This window comes from Pseudomonas imperatae (genome assembly GCF_057128625.1).
In genome coordinates this window covers 1-18,508 of the sequence record NZ_JBSKHP010000042.1, presented here as the reverse complement: position 1 = coordinate 18,508, position 18,508 = coordinate 1, and the positions used below count along the sequence as shown (strand labels likewise).

The following is an 18,508-nucleotide window of genomic DNA, read 5'->3' as shown; positions in this document are numbered from 1 at the left end:
GGAGCGCCTATGGCAAGACATCCAATTCACTGCCCCGACTGGGCCACCGCCCTGCTCAACGGCTTCAGCCAGGTGCTGCTGCAACGCAACCCGCTGTGCGGCCTGTGCTGCCTGCTGGCGATACTGGTGGGCGCCCCGCAGCTGTTGGGCGGCGCGCTGCTGGGCGCGGCCAGCGGCCTGCTCACCGCGCAACGCCGTGGCTACCTGCGCGAACACCGCCAGGCCGGCCTGTACAGCTACAACGGCGTGCTGATCGGCCTGCTGTTCAGCCAGTGGCTGCCGCTGGGCCTGACCCTGCCCCTGTTGATCATCGCCGCCAGTGGCCTGAGCAGCCTGCTGCTGGCGCGCTGGCTGCGCGTTTGCGCGCGCCCCAGCTGCCTGCCCGCCTACACCGCGCCGTTCGTGCTGGCCGGCTGGGCCCTGGCCCTGGGCATCAGCCCCGCCCCTGGCAACCTGCAAACTTTCAACCTGAGTGACGTGCTCACCGGCCTGGGGCAGATCTTCGTGCTGCCCAGCCCCCTGGCTGGCGCGCTGATTGCCCTGGGCCTGTACCTGGCCGACCGCCGCGCCGCGCGCTGGGCGCTGCTGGGCTCTGCCGCCGGCCTGGCCTTCGCCTGGCTGCAGGGCGAGCCAGCGCTGCCCGGCCTGTACGGTTTCAACCCGGCGCTGGCGGCGCTGGCCTTTAGCGCCCAGCCGCTGCGCGCAGTGCTGGCCATCGGCCTGGCGCTGCTGTTGCAACCGGGGTTCGCCAGCCTGCCGCTGCCCGGCCTCACCGCGCCGTTCATTCTCGCCTGTTGGCTGGTGCGCGCCGGTGCCCGCGCCAGCCTGGTGGAGGGCACCTTGCACAGTCGCCGGTAAACGCCCTAGGCTTGGTCCATGTTCAGGAACCCGGACCCTATGGAAAGCCAACGCACCCTGCGCCAGAAGCTCTACACCATCATCTTCCACAGCGACACGGTGGCCGGCCGGCGCTTCGACACCACCCTGCTGCTGATCATCCTCGCCAGCCTGGTGCTGGTGATGCTCGACAGCATCGAAGGCGTGCACCGCGAGTACGCCACCCTGTTCGCCAACATTGAATGGGGCCTGACCGGCATCTTCACCGTGGAATACCTGCTGCGCCTGTACTGCACGCCGCGGCCGCTGCGCTACGCCTTCAGCTTCTATGGGCTGGTGGACCTGCTGGCGATCGTGCCGGGCATCCTCGCCATCTACTACAGCGACGCCCAGTACCTGATGATCGTGCGGGTGATCCGCATGCTGCGCATCTTCCGCGTGCTCAAGCTGCGCCCCTACCTGAGCCAGGCCAACTACCTGATGTCGGCCCTGCGCGGCAGCCGCCAGAAGATCATTGTGTTCCTGCTCAGCGTGGCCACCCTGGTGACGGTGTTCGGCACCCTGATGTACGTGATCGAAGGCCCCGAGCACGGCTTCACCAGCATTCCCATGGGCATCTACTGGGCCATCGTCACCCTCACCACCGTGGGCTTCGGCGACATCGTGCCCAAGACCCCGCTGGGGCAGATGATCTCGGCGCTGGTGATGATCACCGGTTACTCGATCATCGCCGTGCCCACCGGCATCTTCACCGCCGAGCTGGCCAACGCCATGCGCGGCGAGCGCCAGGAACGTCCGTGCCCGGTGTGCGCCAAGGCCGATCACGACAGCGAGGCGGCGTTCTGCTCCCGTTGCGGAAATGCCTTGTTTGAAAAAACTCCATAAGCGCCCAACTTTTCGGTCTTTCGGGCGCCAACAGCGCCCGGCTATAGTGGCTGGCCAATTGATTCCAACGACAACAACAGGGACATCCACCATGCACAAACTCTTGAGCGCCTCGCTGCTCGCCGCCGGGCTGGGCCTGGCCGGGCTGGTCCAGGCTGCCCAGCCGCCCTTGCTGAACGTTTCCTACGACGTGATGCGTGATTTCTACAAGGACTACAACGCCGCGTTCCAGAAACACTGGCAGGCCGAGCACAACGAGCCGGTCAGCGTGCAGATGTCCTTCGGCGGTTCCAGCAAGCAGGCGCGCTCGGTGATCGACGGCCTGCCCGCCGACGTCATCACCATGAACATGGCCACCGACATCAACGCCCTGGCCGACAACGGCAAGCTGGTGCCCGACGACTGGGTAACGCGCCTGCCCAACCACAGCGCGCCGTTCACCTCGGCCACCGTGTTCATCGTCCGCAAGGGCAACCCCAAGGCCCTGAAAGACTGGCCCGACCTGCTCAAGGACGGCGTGCAGGTGATCGTCCCCAACCCCAAGACCAGCGGCAACGGCCGCTACACCTACCTGTCGGCCTGGGGCTACGTGCTGAAGAACGGCGGTGACGAGGACAAGGCCAAGGCCTTCGTCGGCAAGCTGTTCAAGCAGGTACCGGTGCTGGACACCGGTGGCCGTGGCGCCACCACCACCTTCATGACCAACCAGATTGGCGATGTGCTGGTGACCTTCGAGAACGAAGCGGAAATGATTGCCCGCGAGTTCGGCCGCGACAAGTTCGAAGTCATCTACCCCAGCGTCTCCGCCGAAGCCGAGCCGCCGGTGGCCGTGGTCGACAAGGTGGTGGACAAGAAAGGCAGCCGCGCCCTGGCCGAGGCCTACCTCAAGTACCTGTGGTCGCCGGAAGGCCAGGACATCGCCGCGCAGAACTACCTGCGCCCGCGTGACCCGGCGGTGCTGGCCAAGTACCAGGACCGCTTCCCCAAGGTCGACTTCCTGTCGGTTGAAAAGACCTTCGGCGACTGGCGCACCGTGCAGAAGACCCACTTCGCCGACGGCGGCGTGTTCGACCAGATCTATACCCAGCAGTGACACCTTCCTGAACATTTGCCACAACGCAATACCTGTAGCCGCTGCCGAAGGCTGCGCTGGCCCACCTCCACGCTGGAGATTTCCAGTGAGGCACAGGGCCAGCGCAGCCTAGCGGCAGCGGCTACGGCGCACCATGCTGGTGCCGTCAATAGCACGATCGTCCCACACAGTTATAAAAAAGCGCCACCCACGGTAATCCAGCGGCCAATTGTTTCGTCCTTTCTACATTGGCACAGCCATTGCTCTTCACGCCCCACCCCTCTCATGAAGAGAGCCGACCCGAGTACGACCATGCCCAGCTTCACGCCCACGCTAAAAGCCCTGGTCCTGTCGATTGCCACCAGCGGGATGCTGGTGGGCTGCGACAAGCCTGCTTCACCCACCCAGGCGGCCGCCGCCGGGCCGATTGCCGTGGACGTGGCCACCGCCACGCCGGCCCTGGAACCGCGCACCACGGTGCTCACCGGGCGCCTGGAAGCCTTCCGCACCGCCGAGGTCCGCGCCCGCGTGGCCGGCATCGTCGAGCAGCGCACCTACACCGAGGGCGCGGCGGTGAACGCCGGCGACCTGCTGTTCCGCATCGACCCGGCGCCGTTTGCCGCCCAGCTGGCCGCAGCCGAGGCTGAACTGGCCCAGGCGCGCGTGGCCGCCGAGTCTGCCGGCGACATTGCCCGCCGTTCCCAGCAGCTGGTGGTGGACAATTCCATCAGCGTGCAGCAGAGCCGCCAGGACCTGTTCGCCGAGAAACGTGCCAAGGCCGCGGTGCTGTCCGCCGAAGCCAAGGTGCGCAGCGCGCGCCTGCAACTGGACTACGCCAGCGTCAAGGCGCCGATCGCTGGCCGCGCCCGCCGCGCGCTGGTCAGCGAAGGCGCCATGGTCGGCCAGGACGAAGGCACGCCGCTGACCACCGTCGAACAGCTGGACCCCATCTACGTCAACTTTTCGCAGCCAGCCAGCGACTTCCTGGCGTTGGGCGAGGCGCTCAAGGACAGCCCCGGTGCCGCCCGCGTGACCCTGCGCCTGAGCGACGGCAGCCTGTACAAGCGCGCCGGCAAGCTGCTGTTCACCGACACCGCGGTAGACCCGAAAACCGACACCGTGGCCCTGCGCGCGCAGTTCGACAACCCAGAGCAGCTGTTGCTGCCCGGCCTGTACGTGCAGGTGGAGTTCGAACGCGCCGGCGGCCACCACGACGTGCTGATCCCACAGCAGGCGCTGACCCGCACCCGCGACGGCGCCTACGTGATGGTGCTCAAGGACGGCCACGCGCGCCAGGTCAACGTCCAGGCCCAGACCCTGCAGGGCCGCCAGTGGCGGGTCAGCGCCGGGCTGGACGGCGGCGAGCAGGTGATCCTCGACGGCGGCGCCCTGGGTGACGGCCAGGCCGTGGCCGTGAAACCTTCCGCCGACACCGGCACGGTAGCCGACCGCTCATAGGGAATCCCATGTCAGCCTTTTTCATCGCCCGGCCCGTCATGGCCTGGGTCATCGCCATTGTCATCCTGCTGGCCGGGCTGGGCGCGGCCACGCGCCTGTCCATGGAGCAGTACCCCAACGTCGCGCCGCCGCGCGTGGGCATCACCGCCAGCTACCCCGGCGCCTCGCCCGAGGTGGCCGAACGCACCGTCACGGCGGTGATCGAGCGTGAGCTGAGCGGCATTCCGGGGCTGTTGTATTTCGCCTCCAACAGCTCGGAAAACACCATCGAGCTGAACCTGTCGTTCGAGACCGGCACCAACACCCAGCTGGCGGCGGTCGAGGTGCAGAACCGCCTCAAGCGCGTGGAAGAGCGCCTGCCCGAGAGCGTGCGGCGCCAGGGCCTGACCGTGGAACAGAGCGGCCAGAACGAGCTGATGTTCGTGACCCTGACCGCCGACAACCCCAACGTCGATGACATCGAGCTGGGCGACTACGCCACCAGCGTGGTCCGCCCGGCCCTGCTGCGCACCCCGGGGGTGGGCGGCGTCGAGGTGTACAGCCCCGAGTACGCCATGCGCATCTGGCCCGACGTGCAGCGCCTGACCGCCACCGGCATCACCACCACCGAGCTGGTCAATGCCATCAGCCTGCAGAACCAGCGCATTACCCTGGGCGCCATCGGCACCCCGCCGTCGCCGGCCAGCACGGCGATTACCGCGCCGCTGGCGGTGCAGGAAGAGCTGGACACGCCCCAGGCGTTCGGCGCCATCGCCCTGCGCGTGAACCCGGACGGCTCGGCCCTGCGCGTGGCCGACGTGGCACGGGTGGAGCTGGGCGGCATGAACTATGACTACCCGGCGTTCCTCAACGGCCGCTACGCCGGCGCCATCTCGGTGAAGCTGGCCAGCGGCGCCAACGCCCTGCAGACCGCCGACGCCATCAAGGCCACCCTGGCCGAGCTGGCGCCGGAGTTCCCGCCGGGCCTGCACTACCACACCGCCTTCGACACCTCGACCTTCGTCCACCTGTCCATCGTCAAGGTTGGCTACACCCTGGTGGAGGCCATGGTGCTGGTGTTCGCGGTGATGTGGCTGTTCCTGGGCAACTGGCGCGCCACGCTGATCCCCAGCCTGGTGGTGCCCATCGCCCTGGCCGGCACCTGCGCGGCCATGCTGGTGCTGGGCTTTTCGCTGAACGTGCTGACGCTGTTCGGCATGGTGCTGGCCATCGGCATCCTGGTGGACGACGCCATCGTGGTGGTGGAGAACGTCGAGCGGATCATGGCCGAGCAAGGCGTGGGTCCGCGCGAGGCCACCCTGCAGGCCATGGGCCAGATCAGCGGCGCCATCATCGCCATCACCCTGGTGCTGACTGCGGTGTTCGTGCCCATGGCGCTGTTCCCTGGTGCCGTGGGGCAGATCTACCGGCAGTTCACCGTGGCGCTGGCGGTGCCCATGGCGCTGTCGGCGTTCCTGGCCCTGAGCCTGACCCCGGCGCTGTGCGCCACCCTGCTCAAGCCCGCCAGCCACGGCACCAGCCCCGGCCGCGTGGCGCGCGCCAGCCAGGCGTTCGCCGCCCGTTACCTGCGGGCACTGGACGCCTTCCTGCGCCGGCCGCTGCGTTTCATGCTGCTGTACGCCGGCCTGCTGGGCCTGTGCGCGCTGTTGTTCGCCTACCTGCCGGGCGGCTTCCTGCCCAAGGAAGACAAAGGCAATTTCGCCACGGTGATCCAGCTGCCCACCGGCGCCACCCAGGCGGACACGCGCCAGGTGGTGGACGAGGTGCAGCGCTTCATGGCCCAGGACCCGAACATCGAAAGCCGCTTCGCCATGCAGGGCTTCAGCTATTTCGGCGACGGCCAGAACGCGGCCATGGTGTGGCCGACGCTGATCGACTGGTCGCGGCGCAAGCAGCCCGACCAGCAGGTGGACGCGATCATGCAGCGCATCAACACGCACTTCGCCCACGGCACCGCCAGCCAGCCCAAGGCCACGGTGAAGGCGTTGAACACACCGCCGCTGCCCTCCATGGGCCGCACCGAGGGCATCGACCTGCGCCTGCAGGACCGCGGTGGCCTGGGCCACGACGCGCTGCTGGCGGCCAAGGACCAGCTGCTGGCCCTGGCGGCCAAGAGCCCGGTGCTGGCCGACGTGTCATTCTCCGGCCAGGACGACGCGCCGCAGCTGCGCGTGAGCATCGACCGGGTCAAGGCGCAGAGCATGGGCGTGGCGGTCAGCGAGATCAACGACACCCTGGCCACGCTCTACGGTTCGCAGTACCTGGGCGACTTCATCTACAAGAACCAGGTGCGGCGCATCCTGGTGCAGGCCGAGGGCCGTGACCGCCAGGCCGCCGACAGCCTGCTGCAGGCGCGGGTGCGCAACAGCAATGGCGACATGGTGCCGCTGAGTGCCTTCGTCAGCATGCGCTGGACCCTGGGCGCGTTGCAGATCGACCACTTCAACGGCTTCCCGGCCATGGCCATCAGCGCCCAGCCGGCGCCGGGCTACAGCACCAGCCAGGCCATGGATGCGCTGGGCGCGCTGGTGGCGCAGCTGCCGGTGGGCGTGGGCTACGAGTGGGCCGGGCAGTCGTACCAGGAGCGCCTGTCGGGCAACCAGGTGCCGCTGCTGTTCGGGCTGTCGGTGCTGGTGATTTTCCTCTGCCTGGCCGCCCTGTATGAAAGCTGGTCGATGCCGCTGGCGGTGATCCTCGCCATCCCCCTGGGGCTGCTGGGCGCGCTGGCTGCCACACACCTGCGCGGCATGCCCGATGACCTGTACTTCAAGGTGGGGATGATCACCATCATGGGCCTGACGGCGAAGAACGCCATCCTCATCATCGAGGTGGCCGAGACCCTGCACCGCCAGGGCGCCAGCCTGCACCAGTCGATACTGGACGCGGCGCGCATGCGCCTGCGGCCCATCGTGATGACCTCGCTGGCGTTCATGTTCGGCGTGCTGCCCCTGGCCCTGGCCACCGGCCCGGGTTCGGCCAGCCAGCGGGCGATTGGCACCAGCGTGTTCGGCGGAATGCTGTCGGCGACGGTGCTGACGGTGTTCTTCGTGCCGTTGCTGTATGGCTTGGTGGTGCGCTTGCGCCGGCGCCCTACCCCCTCCGTAGCCGCTGCCGAAGGCTGCGCTGGCCCGTCGGTGCACTGAAGATCTGCGGCGCATGGAAGGGCCAGCGCAGCCTGGCGGCAGCGGCTACAGGGCGGGGGGCGCCGCCACCTTACATCGGCGGCTTCAGGCCATTTTCCCCAGCGGAAATGGCCTTCGCGGTGTAGCTGCCGTCCGCCGCCTTCTGCGCGAACAGCACGATCTTCACCCCCGGCTTGAGCAGGCTGCGGTCAGCCGGCACCAGGTTGACCACCGGCACGTCGTCCGGCACCAGGATCTTCTGCTCGCCGCCCTTGTACTTCACGGTGATGGTGCGCCCGTTGGCCACCACCAGGTCGCCGACGCTGCCGTTGGTCATGCTGCTGTTGGCCGCCAGGTCGAAGGCGCGGTGGCCGTCGCCGGTGCCGGCCATGGACGGCGGGAACACATGCACTTCCAGGGCCTTGAGGGTGCCGTCGGCCTGGGGAATGGCGGCCGAGCCGACGTAGCTGCCCGGCTTGATGTCGGCGATGTTGGCCAAGGTCACGCCGCGCACCTGGGTGTCAGGCGTCAGGTGCACCACCACGTCTTCGCCGCGGTTGGTCTTCACCTGCAGGTCGTCGCCGTTGATGGCGGTGATGGCCCCGCGCACGCCCGTGGGCTGCGCGTCGGCGGCGTGCAGGCCGCTGCTGGCAAGCACCGCCAGGGCCAGGCTGGATGCAGTGAACAAGCGTTTGAGCTTCATGAACGGCACTCCTGAGGGAAATCGATAGCTAGCGATCAATTCCCACTCTATCACCGTTGTTCAGGCCAGCGCGTGCTCTTCGTTGAGCAGGGTCACGCCGCCATCGATGATCACTTCCAGGTCGTGGTCCTTGCCCCAGCGGAACAGCTGGGCCAACAGCGTGGCGTTGGTTTCGCCGAACAGGTACACGGTGTTCACCGGCTGTTCGAGGATCCAGCGGCCCAGGTCGGTGGCCTCCAGCGAGTGCTGGAAGTCGTAGCTGAACTCCGGCTCGCTGAAGCGCGGCTTCACCTCGACCACCGAGCTGGCCAGCAGGTCCGGCGCCTTTGCCGCCACCTGCACATGGGCCAGGGGAAACTTGCCCACCCGCCAGTCGCGCAGCAGCTGCACCAGGCGCACCTTGGCGCGCTGGGCCTTCATGTCCAGGCGGCCTTCGGAGGGAATTTCCAGGCGCTGGTTGAGAATCAGCCACACCGGCTGGCGGCGTGGGGTCTTGAGCAGCACCTCGGCCTTGACCTTGGCCGCGCGCAACGCCAGCGCCAACACCAGCAGCAACGCCGTGGCCACCCAGCGCAGGCTGCCCTCGCCTGCCGCCTGCACCACCAGCGCCAGCGCCACGCAGCCCAGCCACAGGTAGTCGGCGCGCTTCCACGCCACCTCGCCCCAGCGGCCCAGGGAGATGCACGCCCAGCAGAACAGGCTGTACAGGAACAGCGCCAGCACCGCCAGCCAGCGCAGGTCACGCGCCAGCGCCAGCACGTCCAGCGCCGGGCTCAGCCACAGCGACACCACGGCCAGCAGCACCAGGGAAATAAGAGTGGGTAACAGGTAAGGCTTGTTGAAAAACTGCTTCATGAATGTCAGCCGAAAAGTCCAGGGGGCGTTGGGACGTATCGGCGGCGGGTGGGGATTCTTGATGGTTGATTTGGCGTGGCGCGCGGACGCGACCACATCACCCCAAGGTCCCGTAGCAGCGGCCGCAGGCCGCGTCCGCCAACGCAACCAATCCCCCGCCGTACACGTAGCCGCTGCCGAAGGCTGCGGCCACACGGCGCTTGCAGTCATCCGCCTGTAAAGATAACCTTCCCCCGTCGTTGCCAAATCAACGACCCGGGGTCGAAGCCGGCACTCAATCAACATGGCGCAGTAGCGCCCCCATAAAAGCTGGGGCATTTTTTTGCCTTTTGCTTTGCTTTATGGCGGGCCGTGTGGCGCGGGCCTCTTGGCTTCCATGTTGATCGAGAGTTACCCGACTTCGAACGCCGCACGGTCTGCCACCCAACTTGTCGAAGGGTTAGTGGCGATCTTCACTCAACATGGGATCGAATCATGTCCATCTGCGCCGCAGCTTTATCCGAAACCCTTTCACCGTTGCCTACCACCTGCGAAATCGACTTTGGAGCAAGCCCTTCCGGTCATCTGTTCACGGTACGTGGCGATGTGCCGATCGATGAGGCACTGCAGAGTGCCAACGCGATCCTCAACACCATCCGTGTGCTGGCGGACGAGCGTTGTGATGCTACGGTAGAGGCAGCCCAAGCGCTGAACCACGCAATCGAATGCCTCACTGAGATGAGTAGCGGGTTAGTTGCTGCTTCGCTGCAAGGTGTGCACGCCTCCAGATAGGCCAGCATCGCAAGTGCCCGTGGGATAAACCCGTAGCAGCGGCCGCAGGCCGCGTCCGCCAACGCAACCAATCCCCCGCCGAACACGTAGCCGCTGCCGAAGGCTGCGCTGGCCCTGGAGTTCACTGGAGATTTGCAGCGGGGCGCAGGGCCAGCGCAGCCTGGCGGCAGCGGCTACGCAAAGCGCGAAGGCACAAAAAAGGCGCCGCCCTGCAAGGCAGGTGCGGCGCCTGATTGAACAACAGCCAGCTTACGCCAGGCTCTTGCTCACCACTTCATACACGTCACTGCTCAGCTCGCCGGAAGCCAGGATGCGCTCCAGCTCGCCGCGCATCAGCGCCTGGCGGTGCGGGTCGTATTTGCGCCAGCGGGTCAGTGGGCCCAGTTGGCGCGAGGCGATCTGCGGGTTCAGGGCGTTGAGCTGGATGACCAGGTCCGCCAGGAAGCGATAGCCCGAGCCGTCCACGGCGTGGAAGTTGACCAGGTTCTGCTGGGCGAAGGCGCCGATCAGGGCGCGCACCTTGTTGGGGTTCTTCAGGGTGAACGCCGGGTGCTGCATCAGCGCCTGCACGCGTTTCAGGCCGCCTGGCAGGGTGCTGCCGGCCTGCACGCTGAACCACTGGTCCATGACCAGCGGGTTGTCCTTGAAGTGTTCGGCGAAGGTTTCCAGGGCCTTGGCTTTCTCGGCGTCGAAGTGCGACTTGACCAGCACGGCCAGCGCGGTGAGGCGCTCGGTCATGTTGTCGCAGGCGTCGAACTGCTCCAGGGTGGCTTCCAGCACTTCCGGCTTGGCCGTCAGCATCAGGTACGACAGGGCGATGTTCTGCAGCGCGCGGCGGGCGAAGTGCTCGGCCTCCGGCACGTAGGCGGTCTCGCGCGAGATGGCGCGGTTGGCCTGGTAACGCTGCCACAGGGCGCCGTACAGGTGCTCGGCGATCTGCGCGCGGGCGAATTCGCGGGCGGCGTGGATGGCGTCCACTTCGGCGCGGTCGCTGAGCTCGGCCAGGTAGGCCTCGCTCGGCAGCGAGAGCATCTCGGCGACCATGGCCTGGTCCAGGCTGTGGTTCGCCAGCACGGTGCCCAGGGCGGTGACCAGCCGTGGGTCGAGCACCATGGGCTGGTTTTCCATGTACTGCGCGGTCAGTTCCTGCAGGCACTGCACGGCCAGGCGCTGGCCGGCGTCCCAGCGGTTGAAGCCGTCGCTGTCGTGCTGCATCAGCACCATCAGCTGGTCGCGGTTGTAGTCGAAGCTCAGCTTCACCGGCGCGCTGAAGCCGCGCAGCAGCGACGGCAACGGCTTGGCGTCGATGTTGTGGAAGGTGAAGGTCTGGTCTTCCTCGGTCACCGACAGCACGCGGCTGGTGCCCACCGGCGCGCTTTCACCGGCCAGTTGCAGCGGCAGGTCGTTGCCGTGGGCGTCGATCAGGCCCAGGGCCACGGGGATCACGAACGGCAGCTTCTCGGCCTTGTCCGGGGTGGCCGGGCAGGTCTGGTGGAAGTGCAGGCTGTAGGTCTTGGCCGCGGCATCGTAGGTCTCGCTGACCTGCACGCGCGGGGTGCCGGCCTGGCTGTACCAGCGCTTGAACTGGGTCAGGTCGACGCCGTTGGCGTCTTCCATGGCCTTGATGAAGTCATCGCAGGTCACGGCCTGGCCGTCGTGGCGTTCGAAGTACAGGTCGCTGCCCTTGCGGAAGCCTTCGTTGCCCAGCAGGGTGTGGATCATGCCGACCACTTCGGCGCCCTTCTCGTACACGGTCAGGGTGTAGAAGTTGGAGATCTCGATGAAGCTGTCCGGGCGCACCGGGTGGGCCATGGGGCCGGCGTCTTCGGCGAACTGGTGCGTGCGCAGGTAGGCCACGTCCTGGATGCGCTTGACCGTGGCCGAGTTCATGTCCGAGGAGAAGCCGGCGTCACGGTACACCGTGAAGCCTTCTTTCAGCGACAGCTGGAACCAGTCGCGGCAGGTAACGCGGTTGCCCGACCAGTTGTGGAAGTATTCGTGGGCGACGATGGCCTCGACACGCTGGTGGGCGGCGTCGGTGGCGGTTTCGGCGCGGGCCAGCACGGCGCTGGAGTTGAAGATGTTGAGGCCTTTGTTCTCCATGGCGCCCATGTTGAAGTCGTTGACCGCGACGATCATGAAGATGTCCAGGTCGTACTCGCGGCCATACACCTCTTCGTCCCAGCGCATGGACTTCTTCAGGCTGGTCATGGCGTGCTGGCACTTGTCGATGTTTTCCGGCTCGACGTAGATGCGCAGGGTGACGTCGCGCTTGGAGGCGGTCTCGAACTTGTCTTCCACGCACCACAGGTCGCCGGCCACCAGGGCGAACAGGTACGCCGGCTTCATGAACGGGTCTTCCCAGGTGGCCCAGTGGCGGCCGTCTTCACCGGGGCCGCTGGCAATCGGGTTGCCGTTGGACAGCAGCACCGGGTAGCTGTGCTGCTCGGCGCTCACCGTGGTGGTGAACTTGCTCATCACGTCCGGGCGGTCGAGGTAGTAGGTGATCTTGCGGAAGCCCTCGGCCTCGCACTGGGTGCAGAACATGCTGCCGGACTTGTACAGGCCTTCCAGCGCCGTGTTGGTCTCGGGGTGGATGCGCACGCTGGTGTCGAGCGTGAAGCTGGCCGCCGTGGGGTGCAGGGTCAGGTGGCTGTCGTCGATCTGGTAGTCGGCGGCACCCAGTTCCACGTCGCCCAGGCTGACCGACAGCAGTTCAAGCTGCTGGCCGTCCAGCACCAGCGGCGGCAAACCAGGCCCGCGGGCCGGGTTGCGGCGCATGACCAGCTGCGCGTGGACCAGGGTATGGTCGTCGTGCAGCTCGAAGGTCAGGTGCGTTTCGTCGATCAGGTACTCAGGGGCCTGGTAGTCCTTGAGGTAAATCATTTTCGGCTGTTCGGTGCGCATGCTGACATCCTTCTACTGATGCACGGCGAGCTGGTACGCCGTGTATTTGCGAATATTGATCACGCCGGTGTCGAAGATCAGGTACTGGCCCTTGATGCCCAGCAGCGTGCCCTCGGCGATCGGATTCTTGTCCAGGTTGAAACTGGCGATCTTGGCCGGGTAGGCCTGGACCGGATAGCGGATCTCCAGCACTTCGGTGTCATGCAAGGGTTGGATGGCTTGCAGGCCGAAGCGTTCCTGCAGCATCGACAGGCCGGCGCCGCAGGTGTCGAACAACATGTCGCGCACCTGGGGCAGGTCGACCGGCGCGGCGTCGCCCTTGAGCAGCGCGCGCCAGTTGGTGCGGTCGGCCACCTGGCTGCGGAACAGGTCTTCCACCAGCCCCGATTGCTGGCGGGTGGCCACGCGCACGATCGGCAGGGCCTGGCTGGCGCCCTGGTCGAGCCAGCGGGTGGGCAGTTGGGTGGCGCGGGTGATGCCGACCTTGATGCCCGACGAGTTGGCCAGGTACACCACGTGGTCGGTCATGCAGAACTGCTCGCCCCAGGACGGCTCGCGGCAGGTGCCGGCGTCGTAGTGGCAGCGCTCGGGGCTCATGATGCACACGTCGCACTGGGCCAGCTTGGTCATGCAGGGGTAGCAGTAGCCCTGGCTGAAGCTGGTCTTGGTCTTGCGACCGCAGTGGGTGCAGTGGATGGCGCCCAGGTATTCCAGGCGCAGGGGCTTGCCGATCAGGTCATTGACCGGGATCTCGACGTCGCCCAGGCGAAAGCTGTACTGGACCGCCGACTCGTCGAGCCGGGTGGCCATCTTGCTCAGGGTACCGCGACCAATCTCGTTCAATGGACAGCATCCGACTTGAACAGAATGTTCGCCACCGGCGCCGACTTCGAGGCGCATTCCTGCGGGCCCATGTAGCCGGTGCGCTGGTCTTCGGGCAGGTTTTGCATCTCCCAGGCGATCACCGCCTGCAGCGACAGCTCTTTCTGTTCGGTGGTGAGCTTGCGGCCGTCGGACCATTTGCCGATTTCCACGGCCAGTTTCAGGCTCTCGTAGATTTCGGGGGTGATGTTTTCGATCATGTGGGCGAAGGAAGTCATGGCGTCTCCAGAATTTATGCGCGTAGTTTACGGCGCGCGAAGGCGCCACCCAAGAGCCCTGTCAGGCAACCGACCAACAACCCGCCGACGTGGGCGGCGTTGGCGATCTGGCCGAACATGCCCACCAGCGGGGTCATGCAGATGACCAGCCACGCCAGCATCATCACCAGCACGCTGCGCGGCATGCGGTAGACGTTGTTGGGCGCCAGCCACTGGAACACGAACACGTGGCCCAGCAGCGCGTACAGCACGCCGGACAGGCCGCCGAACAAGGTCGGCCCGCTGTACCAGTACTGGGCCGTGTTGGACACCAGGCTGAACAGCAGGGTCAGGCCGATGAGGTTGATGCGGCCCTGCAGTATTTCGACGCGCTTGCCCAGCTCCCAATACCACAGGGCGTTCATGGCCAGGTGCAGCACGCCAAAATGCAGGAGCATGGGCGTGAACAGCCGCCACCACTGGCCGGCGTCGAGGCTGGCCCCCAGGGGCAGGAAGTAGAGGTTTTCGCTGTCGAAGCTGAAGTCCTGGAAGGTCAGCCAGTGCAGGGTGTCGAAGTTGTCGCCCAGGTAGGTCAGGCCGGCGACGATCAGGCACAGCAGCAACACCAGCGCCGTGGCCGGGCAGGCGCGGGCCTGGGCGGCCAGGCTGGGCCGCGATATTCGTGGCCGGGGCTGGTAGCTGCTCAGGTCGAGGTCGGCGTTGCCGTCGGGGTAGCGGGCGTACAGGTCGCGGATGTCGGCGGCCATCTGTTCGTTGACGGCCCACAGCACCTGTTCGCCGCGCTCCTCGCTGACCCGGTGCGGCACCTGCAGGCGCGCCAGCAGCTGTACGAAGCCGCTGAGGTCGGTGCCCAGGGGCACGCGCATCACGGTCACTGGCCTCATGGCTGCACCTGCGCGCGTTCCACGTCCACCCACACGAACTTGTGCGGGTCGATGAGCGTTTCCTGGTCCAGGCGGTAGGCCACCAGCTTGCCGTAGAGCACGGCACTGTAGTCCAGGCAGGCCAGGTTGGGGCGGATGGCCGAGGGCCGGCCGCTGCGCCAGTAATGGCCGACGAACAGCAGCGGCTCGTCGATGCCGTAGCGCAGCAGGTTGTTTTTCTGGCTGCTGGACAGCGGCGTGCTGGCCACCTCTTCGGGCAGCGCGTCGGGCTGGAAGACGATGTCGCCGTAGGTCTGCGGGTCGTCTTCCCAGAACTTGGTGCGGAAGAAGGCGCGGGTCAGGCCGTCGCCGCCGGTCAGGGTCAGGCCGTCGGGCAGGCGCATGTCGGTGCCGCGCAGCAGGCGGTCGAAGACGTTGCAGGCAAAGCTGCCTGGCACCGCGGCGGCCTGTACGAAGTGCTCGTCGATGCAGCCGTCCGGGTACTGGCCGCGCAGCAGCTCGATCATGCTGTGGTCCCAGCAGGCGTGCACCAGGCGGAAGCGCCCGGCGTCGATGAACAGCGGCATGTCGTAGAACCACTGCACGAAGTCTTTCCAGTCGCCGGGGTGCTGTTCGAACTGCGCCAGGGTGTCGCCGATCAGCCGTGCATGGCGCGGCGTGTGCTCGCGCACGAACTGCTTGCCGCTGCCCGGCGGCGCCGGCGTGCACCAGCCCAGCGCGTTGAATTCATGGTTGCCCATGATGCAGTGCGCCTGGCCGGCGTCGACCATGTCGTGGACGATGTGCAGCGCCTCGCGAATGCGTGGGCCGCGGTCGATGATATCGCCCAGGAACAGCGCCTGGCGCTGGGCGTGCCGCCAGATACCGCCCTGTTTGCGGTAACCGAGGGTGTCGAGCAAGTGCTCAAGGGTATGAGCGCAACCGTGCACGTCACCGATCAGATCGTAGCTGCGTGCGGGATCGAGCATCAGTCTCCTGTGCCTCCCAGCCGGCTGCCCCAACCGAGTTTGGTGCGGCAGACTTCGTAGTAGTTGTGGTCCAGCGGGTGGATCAGGCGCAGTTTCTGCGACTTCTTGCTGACCGTGACGGTGTCGCCCGGGGCGCAGGTGAAGTGGTTCTGGCCGTCGCAGGACACCTGCGGGTAGATGGTCATGTCCTTGGACACCACGATCTTGAGTTCACTGTTGCCGTCCACCACGATCGGCCGGCCCGACAGCGTGTGCGGGTACATGGGCACGATGACGATGGCGTCGAGCTTGGGGTGCATGATCGGCCCGCCCGCCGACAGCGCGTAGGCGGTGGAACCGGTGGGCGTGGCGACGATCAGGCCGTCGGCCTTCTGGCTGCACACGAACTGGCCGTCGATGTAGATCTCGAACTCGATCATGCGCGTGGACTTGCCGGGGTGCAGCACCACGTCGTTGAGGGCGTCGCCCTGGCCGATGGCCTCGCCGTGGCGGCGCACTTCGGCCTGCAGCAGGAAGCGGTTTTCCACCAGGTAGTGGCCGTCCAGCACCTCGGCCACCTTCACTTCCAGCTCGTCGGGGCGGATGTCGGTGAGGAAGCCCAGGCTGCCGCGGTTGATGCCCAGCACCGGCACGTTGTGCTTGGCCAGCGCCCGCGCGGCGCCCAGCAGGCTGCCGTCGCCGCCGACGACAATCACCATGTCGCACACTTCGCCGAGCATCTTGCGCGTCGAGGTCTGCAGGTTGTGCCCCGGCAGGACCTCGGCAATGGTGTCCTCGAGGATGACGTGCAGGTGCCGGTCGAGCAGGAATTTTTTCAGGCGGCGAATGGTATCAAGCACCTGGGAACTGCCGAGGCGGCCGATGATACCGATATTGCGAAATTGCTCCATGGGGCTCCTGCGGGGTCTGGAACGGGCGCGGCCACGGTGCGGCGCCTTGGGAAACGTGGGGTCGATTATGGGCGAAAGCAACCGGCAGGACAAAAAGGTTTGGTGTATGGGGTGGCTAAAGCACCGTAACCGCTGCCGAAGGCTGCGCTGGCCCTATGCCCCGCTGGAGATCTCCAGGGTTCATACCGGCCAGCGGTTATGGGCCGACTCGGGATTTGCGTAACGGCCACCACCCGCCGTCCGCACGGCGGGCCGCAGCCTGGCGGCAGCAGCTACATTTGTTGCACCGTGCCATGGCCTGATGGACCGAGGTTTTAGCCTTTGGTGCAGGCCTTGAGATCGGCGTGGTGGTTGCCAACCGGCTATGCTCGCACGATGACTCTATTTCCCACGTTAGCCGCTCTACCCCGCCACTTGCGCCAGCCGCAGGTGCGCGACCTGGCGTGGGTGATCCTGGCGCCGCCGATGCTGGCCGAGACGCCGTGGCCCCAGCGCCACCCGCTGACCGGCAGCGACTGGGTGGCGCAGCCCTGGCGGCTGGAGGCGTGGCTGCGGGCGCTGGATGTGGATCACAGCCCGCTGGTGGCCTGGCTGGCGCGGGGCGCCGCCACTCGTCGCCTGGGGCTCTATTACGAGCGCTTGTGGCAGTTTGCCCTGAGCCAGGCGCCGGGCATCGAGCTGATTGCCTCGAACCTGCCGATACGCCGCGAGGGGCACACCCTGGGCGAGCTGGACATCCTGTTGCGCGACGGCGGCGGCGTGCACCACCTGGAGCTGGCTATCAAGCTGTACCTGGGGCCCCAGGCCAGTGACGGCGAGCACGCTGCCTTGTGGCTGGGCCCGGGCAGCCACGACCGCCTGGACCTTAAGCTGGCGCACCTGGCCCAGCACCAGTTGCCCATTTCTGCCCGCGACGAAAGCCGCCAGGCCCTGGCGGCGCTGGGCATCGTGCAGTTCAGCGCGCAATTGTGGCTGGGCGGCTACCTGCTGTACCCCTGGCCCGGCACCGCGCAACCGCCGCCCGGCGCCCACCCCCAGCACCTGCGCGGCCGGTGGCTGCACCAGCGCGACTGGCCGGCGTTCTACCTGCAAAGCCAGGCCGGGCGCTGGCAGCTGCTGCCACGCCACGCCTGGCTGGCGCCGGCGCGCTATGCCGAGCAGGACACCTGGGACGCCGCGCAACTGCAGCAGTGGCTGCAGGCGCTGGACCCGCTGGCCCCGGCACAATTGCTGGTGCGCCTGGTCCAAGCCAGCGATGGCGCCTGGGAAGAGGCCGAACGGCTGTTTCTGGTCGCGGACCTGTGGCCCAATGCGCCACCTATAAAAAGATGCAACGACCGTGAGGAAATTCAATGACCTGGAAAAACACCGAGGCCCGCTATGGCAGCCTGTCGATCGCCCTGCACTGGCTGATGCTGGTGCTGCTGGCCATCGTCTACGCCTGCATCGAACTGCGCGGCAACTTCCCCAAGGGCAGCGACAGCCGCGCGCTGATCGTGCAGCTGCACTTCATGACCGGGCTGACCGTGTTCGTGCTGGTGTGGATACGCCTGGCGGCGAAAATCGCTGGCAGCGCGCCTAAAATCATCCCCAAGCCGCCGGCCTGGCAGACCGGCCTTGCGCACCTGATGCATACCCTGCTGTACGCGCTGATGGTGGCCATGCCGCTGCTGGGCTGGTTCATCCTCAGCGCCGCCGACAAGCCGGTGCCGTTCTGGGGACTGGAACTGCCCCACCTGATCGGCCCGAACGACGAGGCGGCGAAGCAGATCAAGCACTGGCACGAGCAGATCGGCACCTGGGGCTATTGGCTGATTGGCCTGCATGCGCTGGCGGGGCTGTATCACCATTACGTGGTGCGGGATAACACCCTGGTACGGATGCTGCCGCGCAAGCAGGGCTGATGATCTCGACGTCACGCCGCGTCCAAGATCACCACGCCTCGGCAGGCACACCGCGTAACGGCCGGACGCAGCCTGCGGCAGCTTGTGTCTAGAGAAGGGAATAGAATCTGAGGTGAGAGCGGTGAATGGCAGGTTGTTCGGCAGCAGTGTTG

At 66.7% G+C, this 18,508-nt stretch carries 16 protein-coding genes; 8 read left to right on the top strand and 8 right to left on the bottom strand.

What is annotated here, in order from left to right; translation table 11 throughout:
* Positions 1–9: 9 nt before the first annotated feature.
* From ACWKWX_RS31280 to ACWKWX_RS31260, 5 genes are all read left to right on the top strand, one after another.
* Positions 10–858, top strand: coding sequence for an urea transporter (locus tag ACWKWX_RS31280; RefSeq protein ID WP_483829796.1), 849 nt, complete (start codon positions 10–12; stop codon positions 856–858).
* Positions 859–897: 39 nt separating this feature from the next.
* Positions 898–1,722, top strand: coding sequence for an ion transporter (locus tag ACWKWX_RS31275; RefSeq protein WP_483829795.1), 825 nt, complete (start codon positions 898–900; stop codon positions 1,720–1,722).
* 91 nt (positions 1,723–1,813) lie between these two features.
* Positions 1,814–2,815 carry a sulfate ABC transporter substrate-binding protein gene (locus tag ACWKWX_RS31270; protein ID WP_416425968.1) on the top strand — a complete coding sequence of 334 codons (1,002 nt, stop codon included), beginning with the start codon at positions 1,814–1,816 and terminating at the stop codon, positions 2,813–2,815.
* Between the two features lie 291 nt (positions 2,816–3,106).
* Complete coding sequence (locus ACWKWX_RS31265) at positions 3,107–4,252, top strand: efflux RND transporter periplasmic adaptor subunit (protein ID WP_476300940.1); 1,146 nt, start codon at positions 3,107–3,109, stop codon at positions 4,250–4,252.
* Between the two features lie 8 nt (positions 4,253–4,260).
* On the top strand, positions 4,261–7,395 hold the full coding sequence (locus ACWKWX_RS31260) for a multidrug efflux RND transporter permease subunit (protein WP_483829794.1): 3,135 nt from the start codon (positions 4,261–4,263) through the stop codon (positions 7,393–7,395).
* Positions 7,396–7,465: 70 nt separating this feature from the next.
* Here the strand turns inward: ACWKWX_RS31260 and ACWKWX_RS31255 are convergent, their stop codons facing one another.
* Positions 7,466–8,077: a DUF5666 domain-containing protein gene (locus ACWKWX_RS31255; RefSeq protein WP_416425974.1), complete on the bottom strand. Its 612-nt coding sequence runs from the start codon at positions 8,075–8,077 to the stop codon at positions 7,466–7,468.
* Positions 8,078–8,137: 60 nt separating this feature from the next.
* The gene (locus ACWKWX_RS31250; protein ID WP_416425976.1) at positions 8,138–8,932 is read right to left on the bottom strand and encodes a hypothetical protein; all 795 of its coding nucleotides are present in this window, start codon (positions 8,930–8,932) and stop codon (positions 8,138–8,140) included.
* A 474-nt stretch (positions 8,933–9,406) separates the two neighbouring features.
* Here ACWKWX_RS31250 and ACWKWX_RS31245 point away from each other — a divergent pair, with 474 nt between their 5' ends.
* Positions 9,407–9,703, top strand: coding sequence for a DUF3077 domain-containing protein (locus ACWKWX_RS31245; RefSeq protein WP_476300947.1), 297 nt, complete (start codon positions 9,407–9,409; stop codon positions 9,701–9,703).
* 249 nt (positions 9,704–9,952) lie between these two features.
* Here ACWKWX_RS31245 and pepN read toward each other — a convergent pair whose 3' ends face one another.
* Genes pepN through ACWKWX_RS31215 form a run of 6 tightly spaced genes read right to left on the bottom strand, consistent with a single transcriptional unit; the run spans position 9,953 to position 16,452 of the window.
* A complete protein-coding gene (gene pepN, locus ACWKWX_RS31240) occupies positions 9,953–12,610 on the bottom strand; it encodes an aminopeptidase N (RefSeq protein WP_483829793.1) in 2,658 nt (885 codons plus the stop codon).
* A 12-nt stretch (positions 12,611–12,622) separates the two neighbouring features.
* Positions 12,623–13,453, bottom strand: a complete 831-nt coding sequence (locus ACWKWX_RS31235) for a DUF2797 domain-containing protein (RefSeq protein WP_416425981.1) — start codon at positions 13,451–13,453, stop codon at positions 12,623–12,625.
* The gene (locus ACWKWX_RS31230) at positions 13,450–13,710 is read right to left on the bottom strand and encodes a YeaC family protein (RefSeq protein ID WP_008371636.1); all 261 of its coding nucleotides are present in this window, start codon (positions 13,708–13,710) and stop codon (positions 13,450–13,452) included. The genes ACWKWX_RS31235 and ACWKWX_RS31230 overlap by 4 nt, the downstream gene beginning before the upstream one ends.
* Positions 13,711–13,724: 14 nt before the next feature.
* Positions 13,725–14,594: a rhomboid family intramembrane serine protease gene (locus ACWKWX_RS31225; RefSeq protein ID WP_476300951.1), complete on the bottom strand. Its 870-nt coding sequence runs from the start codon at positions 14,592–14,594 to the stop codon at positions 13,725–13,727.
* Entirely contained in the window at positions 14,591–15,562 is a 972-nt protein-coding gene (locus ACWKWX_RS31220; protein WP_416425985.1) for a metallophosphoesterase, read from the bottom strand. The genes ACWKWX_RS31225 and ACWKWX_RS31220 overlap by 4 nt, the downstream gene beginning before the upstream one ends.
* The gene (locus ACWKWX_RS31215; protein ID WP_416425987.1) at positions 15,562–16,452 is read right to left on the bottom strand and encodes an NAD(+) kinase; all 891 of its coding nucleotides are present in this window, start codon (positions 16,450–16,452) and stop codon (positions 15,562–15,564) included. The genes ACWKWX_RS31220 and ACWKWX_RS31215 overlap by 1 nt, the downstream gene beginning before the upstream one ends.
* Before the next feature lie 375 nt (positions 16,453–16,827).
* On the opposite strand from ACWKWX_RS31215, the gene ACWKWX_RS31210 reads away from it, so the two are divergent.
* Positions 16,828–17,808: a DUF1853 family protein gene (locus tag ACWKWX_RS31210; RefSeq protein ID WP_483829792.1), complete on the top strand. Its 981-nt coding sequence runs from the start codon at positions 16,828–16,830 to the stop codon at positions 17,806–17,808.
* A complete protein-coding gene (locus ACWKWX_RS31205) occupies positions 17,805–18,356 on the top strand; it encodes a cytochrome b (RefSeq protein WP_483829791.1) in 552 nt (183 codons plus the stop codon). Before ACWKWX_RS31210 ends, ACWKWX_RS31205 begins: the two co-directional genes overlap by 4 nt.
* Positions 18,357–18,508: the final 152 nt, after the last annotated feature.

Excerpts from the sequence above, each read along its gene's own strand:
- ACWKWX_RS31205 (WP_483829791.1), top strand. The coding sequence starts at position 17,805 with ATGACCTGGAAAAACACCGAGGCCCGCTATGGCAGCCTGTCGATCGCC.
- ACWKWX_RS31260 (WP_483829794.1), top strand. The coding sequence starts at position 4,261 with ATGTCAGCCTTTTTCATCGCCCGGCCCGTCATGGCCTGGGTCATCGCC.
- ACWKWX_RS31275 (WP_483829795.1), top strand. The coding sequence starts at position 898 with ATGGAAAGCCAACGCACCCTGCGCCAGAAGCTCTACACCATCATCTTC.
- ACWKWX_RS31280 (WP_483829796.1), top strand. The coding sequence starts at position 10 with ATGGCAAGACATCCAATTCACTGCCCCGACTGGGCCACCGCCCTGCTC.
- ACWKWX_RS31265 (WP_476300940.1), top strand. The coding sequence starts at position 3,107 with ATGCCCAGCTTCACGCCCACGCTAAAAGCCCTGGTCCTGTCGATTGCC.
- ACWKWX_RS31245 (WP_476300947.1), top strand. The coding sequence starts at position 9,407 with ATGTCCATCTGCGCCGCAGCTTTATCCGAAACCCTTTCACCGTTGCCT.
- ACWKWX_RS31215 (WP_416425987.1), bottom strand. The coding sequence starts at position 16,452 with ATGGAGCAATTTCGCAATATCGGTATCATCGGCCGCCTCGGCAGTTCC.
- ACWKWX_RS31270 (WP_416425968.1), top strand. The coding sequence starts at position 1,814 with ATGCACAAACTCTTGAGCGCCTCGCTGCTCGCCGCCGGGCTGGGCCTG.
- ACWKWX_RS31230 (WP_008371636.1), bottom strand. The coding sequence starts at position 13,710 with ATGACTTCCTTCGCCCACATGATCGAAAACATCACCCCCGAAATCTAC.
- pepN (WP_483829793.1), bottom strand. The coding sequence starts at position 12,610 with ATGCGCACCGAACAGCCGAAAATGATTTACCTCAAGGACTACCAGGCC.
- ACWKWX_RS31225 (WP_476300951.1), bottom strand. The coding sequence starts at position 14,594 with ATGAGGCCAGTGACCGTGATGCGCGTGCCCCTGGGCACCGACCTCAGC.
- ACWKWX_RS31210 (WP_483829792.1), top strand. The coding sequence starts at position 16,828 with ATGACTCTATTTCCCACGTTAGCCGCTCTACCCCGCCACTTGCGCCAG.
- ACWKWX_RS31220 (WP_416425985.1), bottom strand. The coding sequence starts at position 15,562 with ATGCTCGATCCCGCACGCAGCTACGATCTGATCGGTGACGTGCACGGT.
- ACWKWX_RS31255 (WP_416425974.1), bottom strand. The coding sequence starts at position 8,077 with ATGAAGCTCAAACGCTTGTTCACTGCATCCAGCCTGGCCCTGGCGGTG.
- ACWKWX_RS31250 (WP_416425976.1), bottom strand. The coding sequence starts at position 8,932 with ATGAAGCAGTTTTTCAACAAGCCTTACCTGTTACCCACTCTTATTTCC.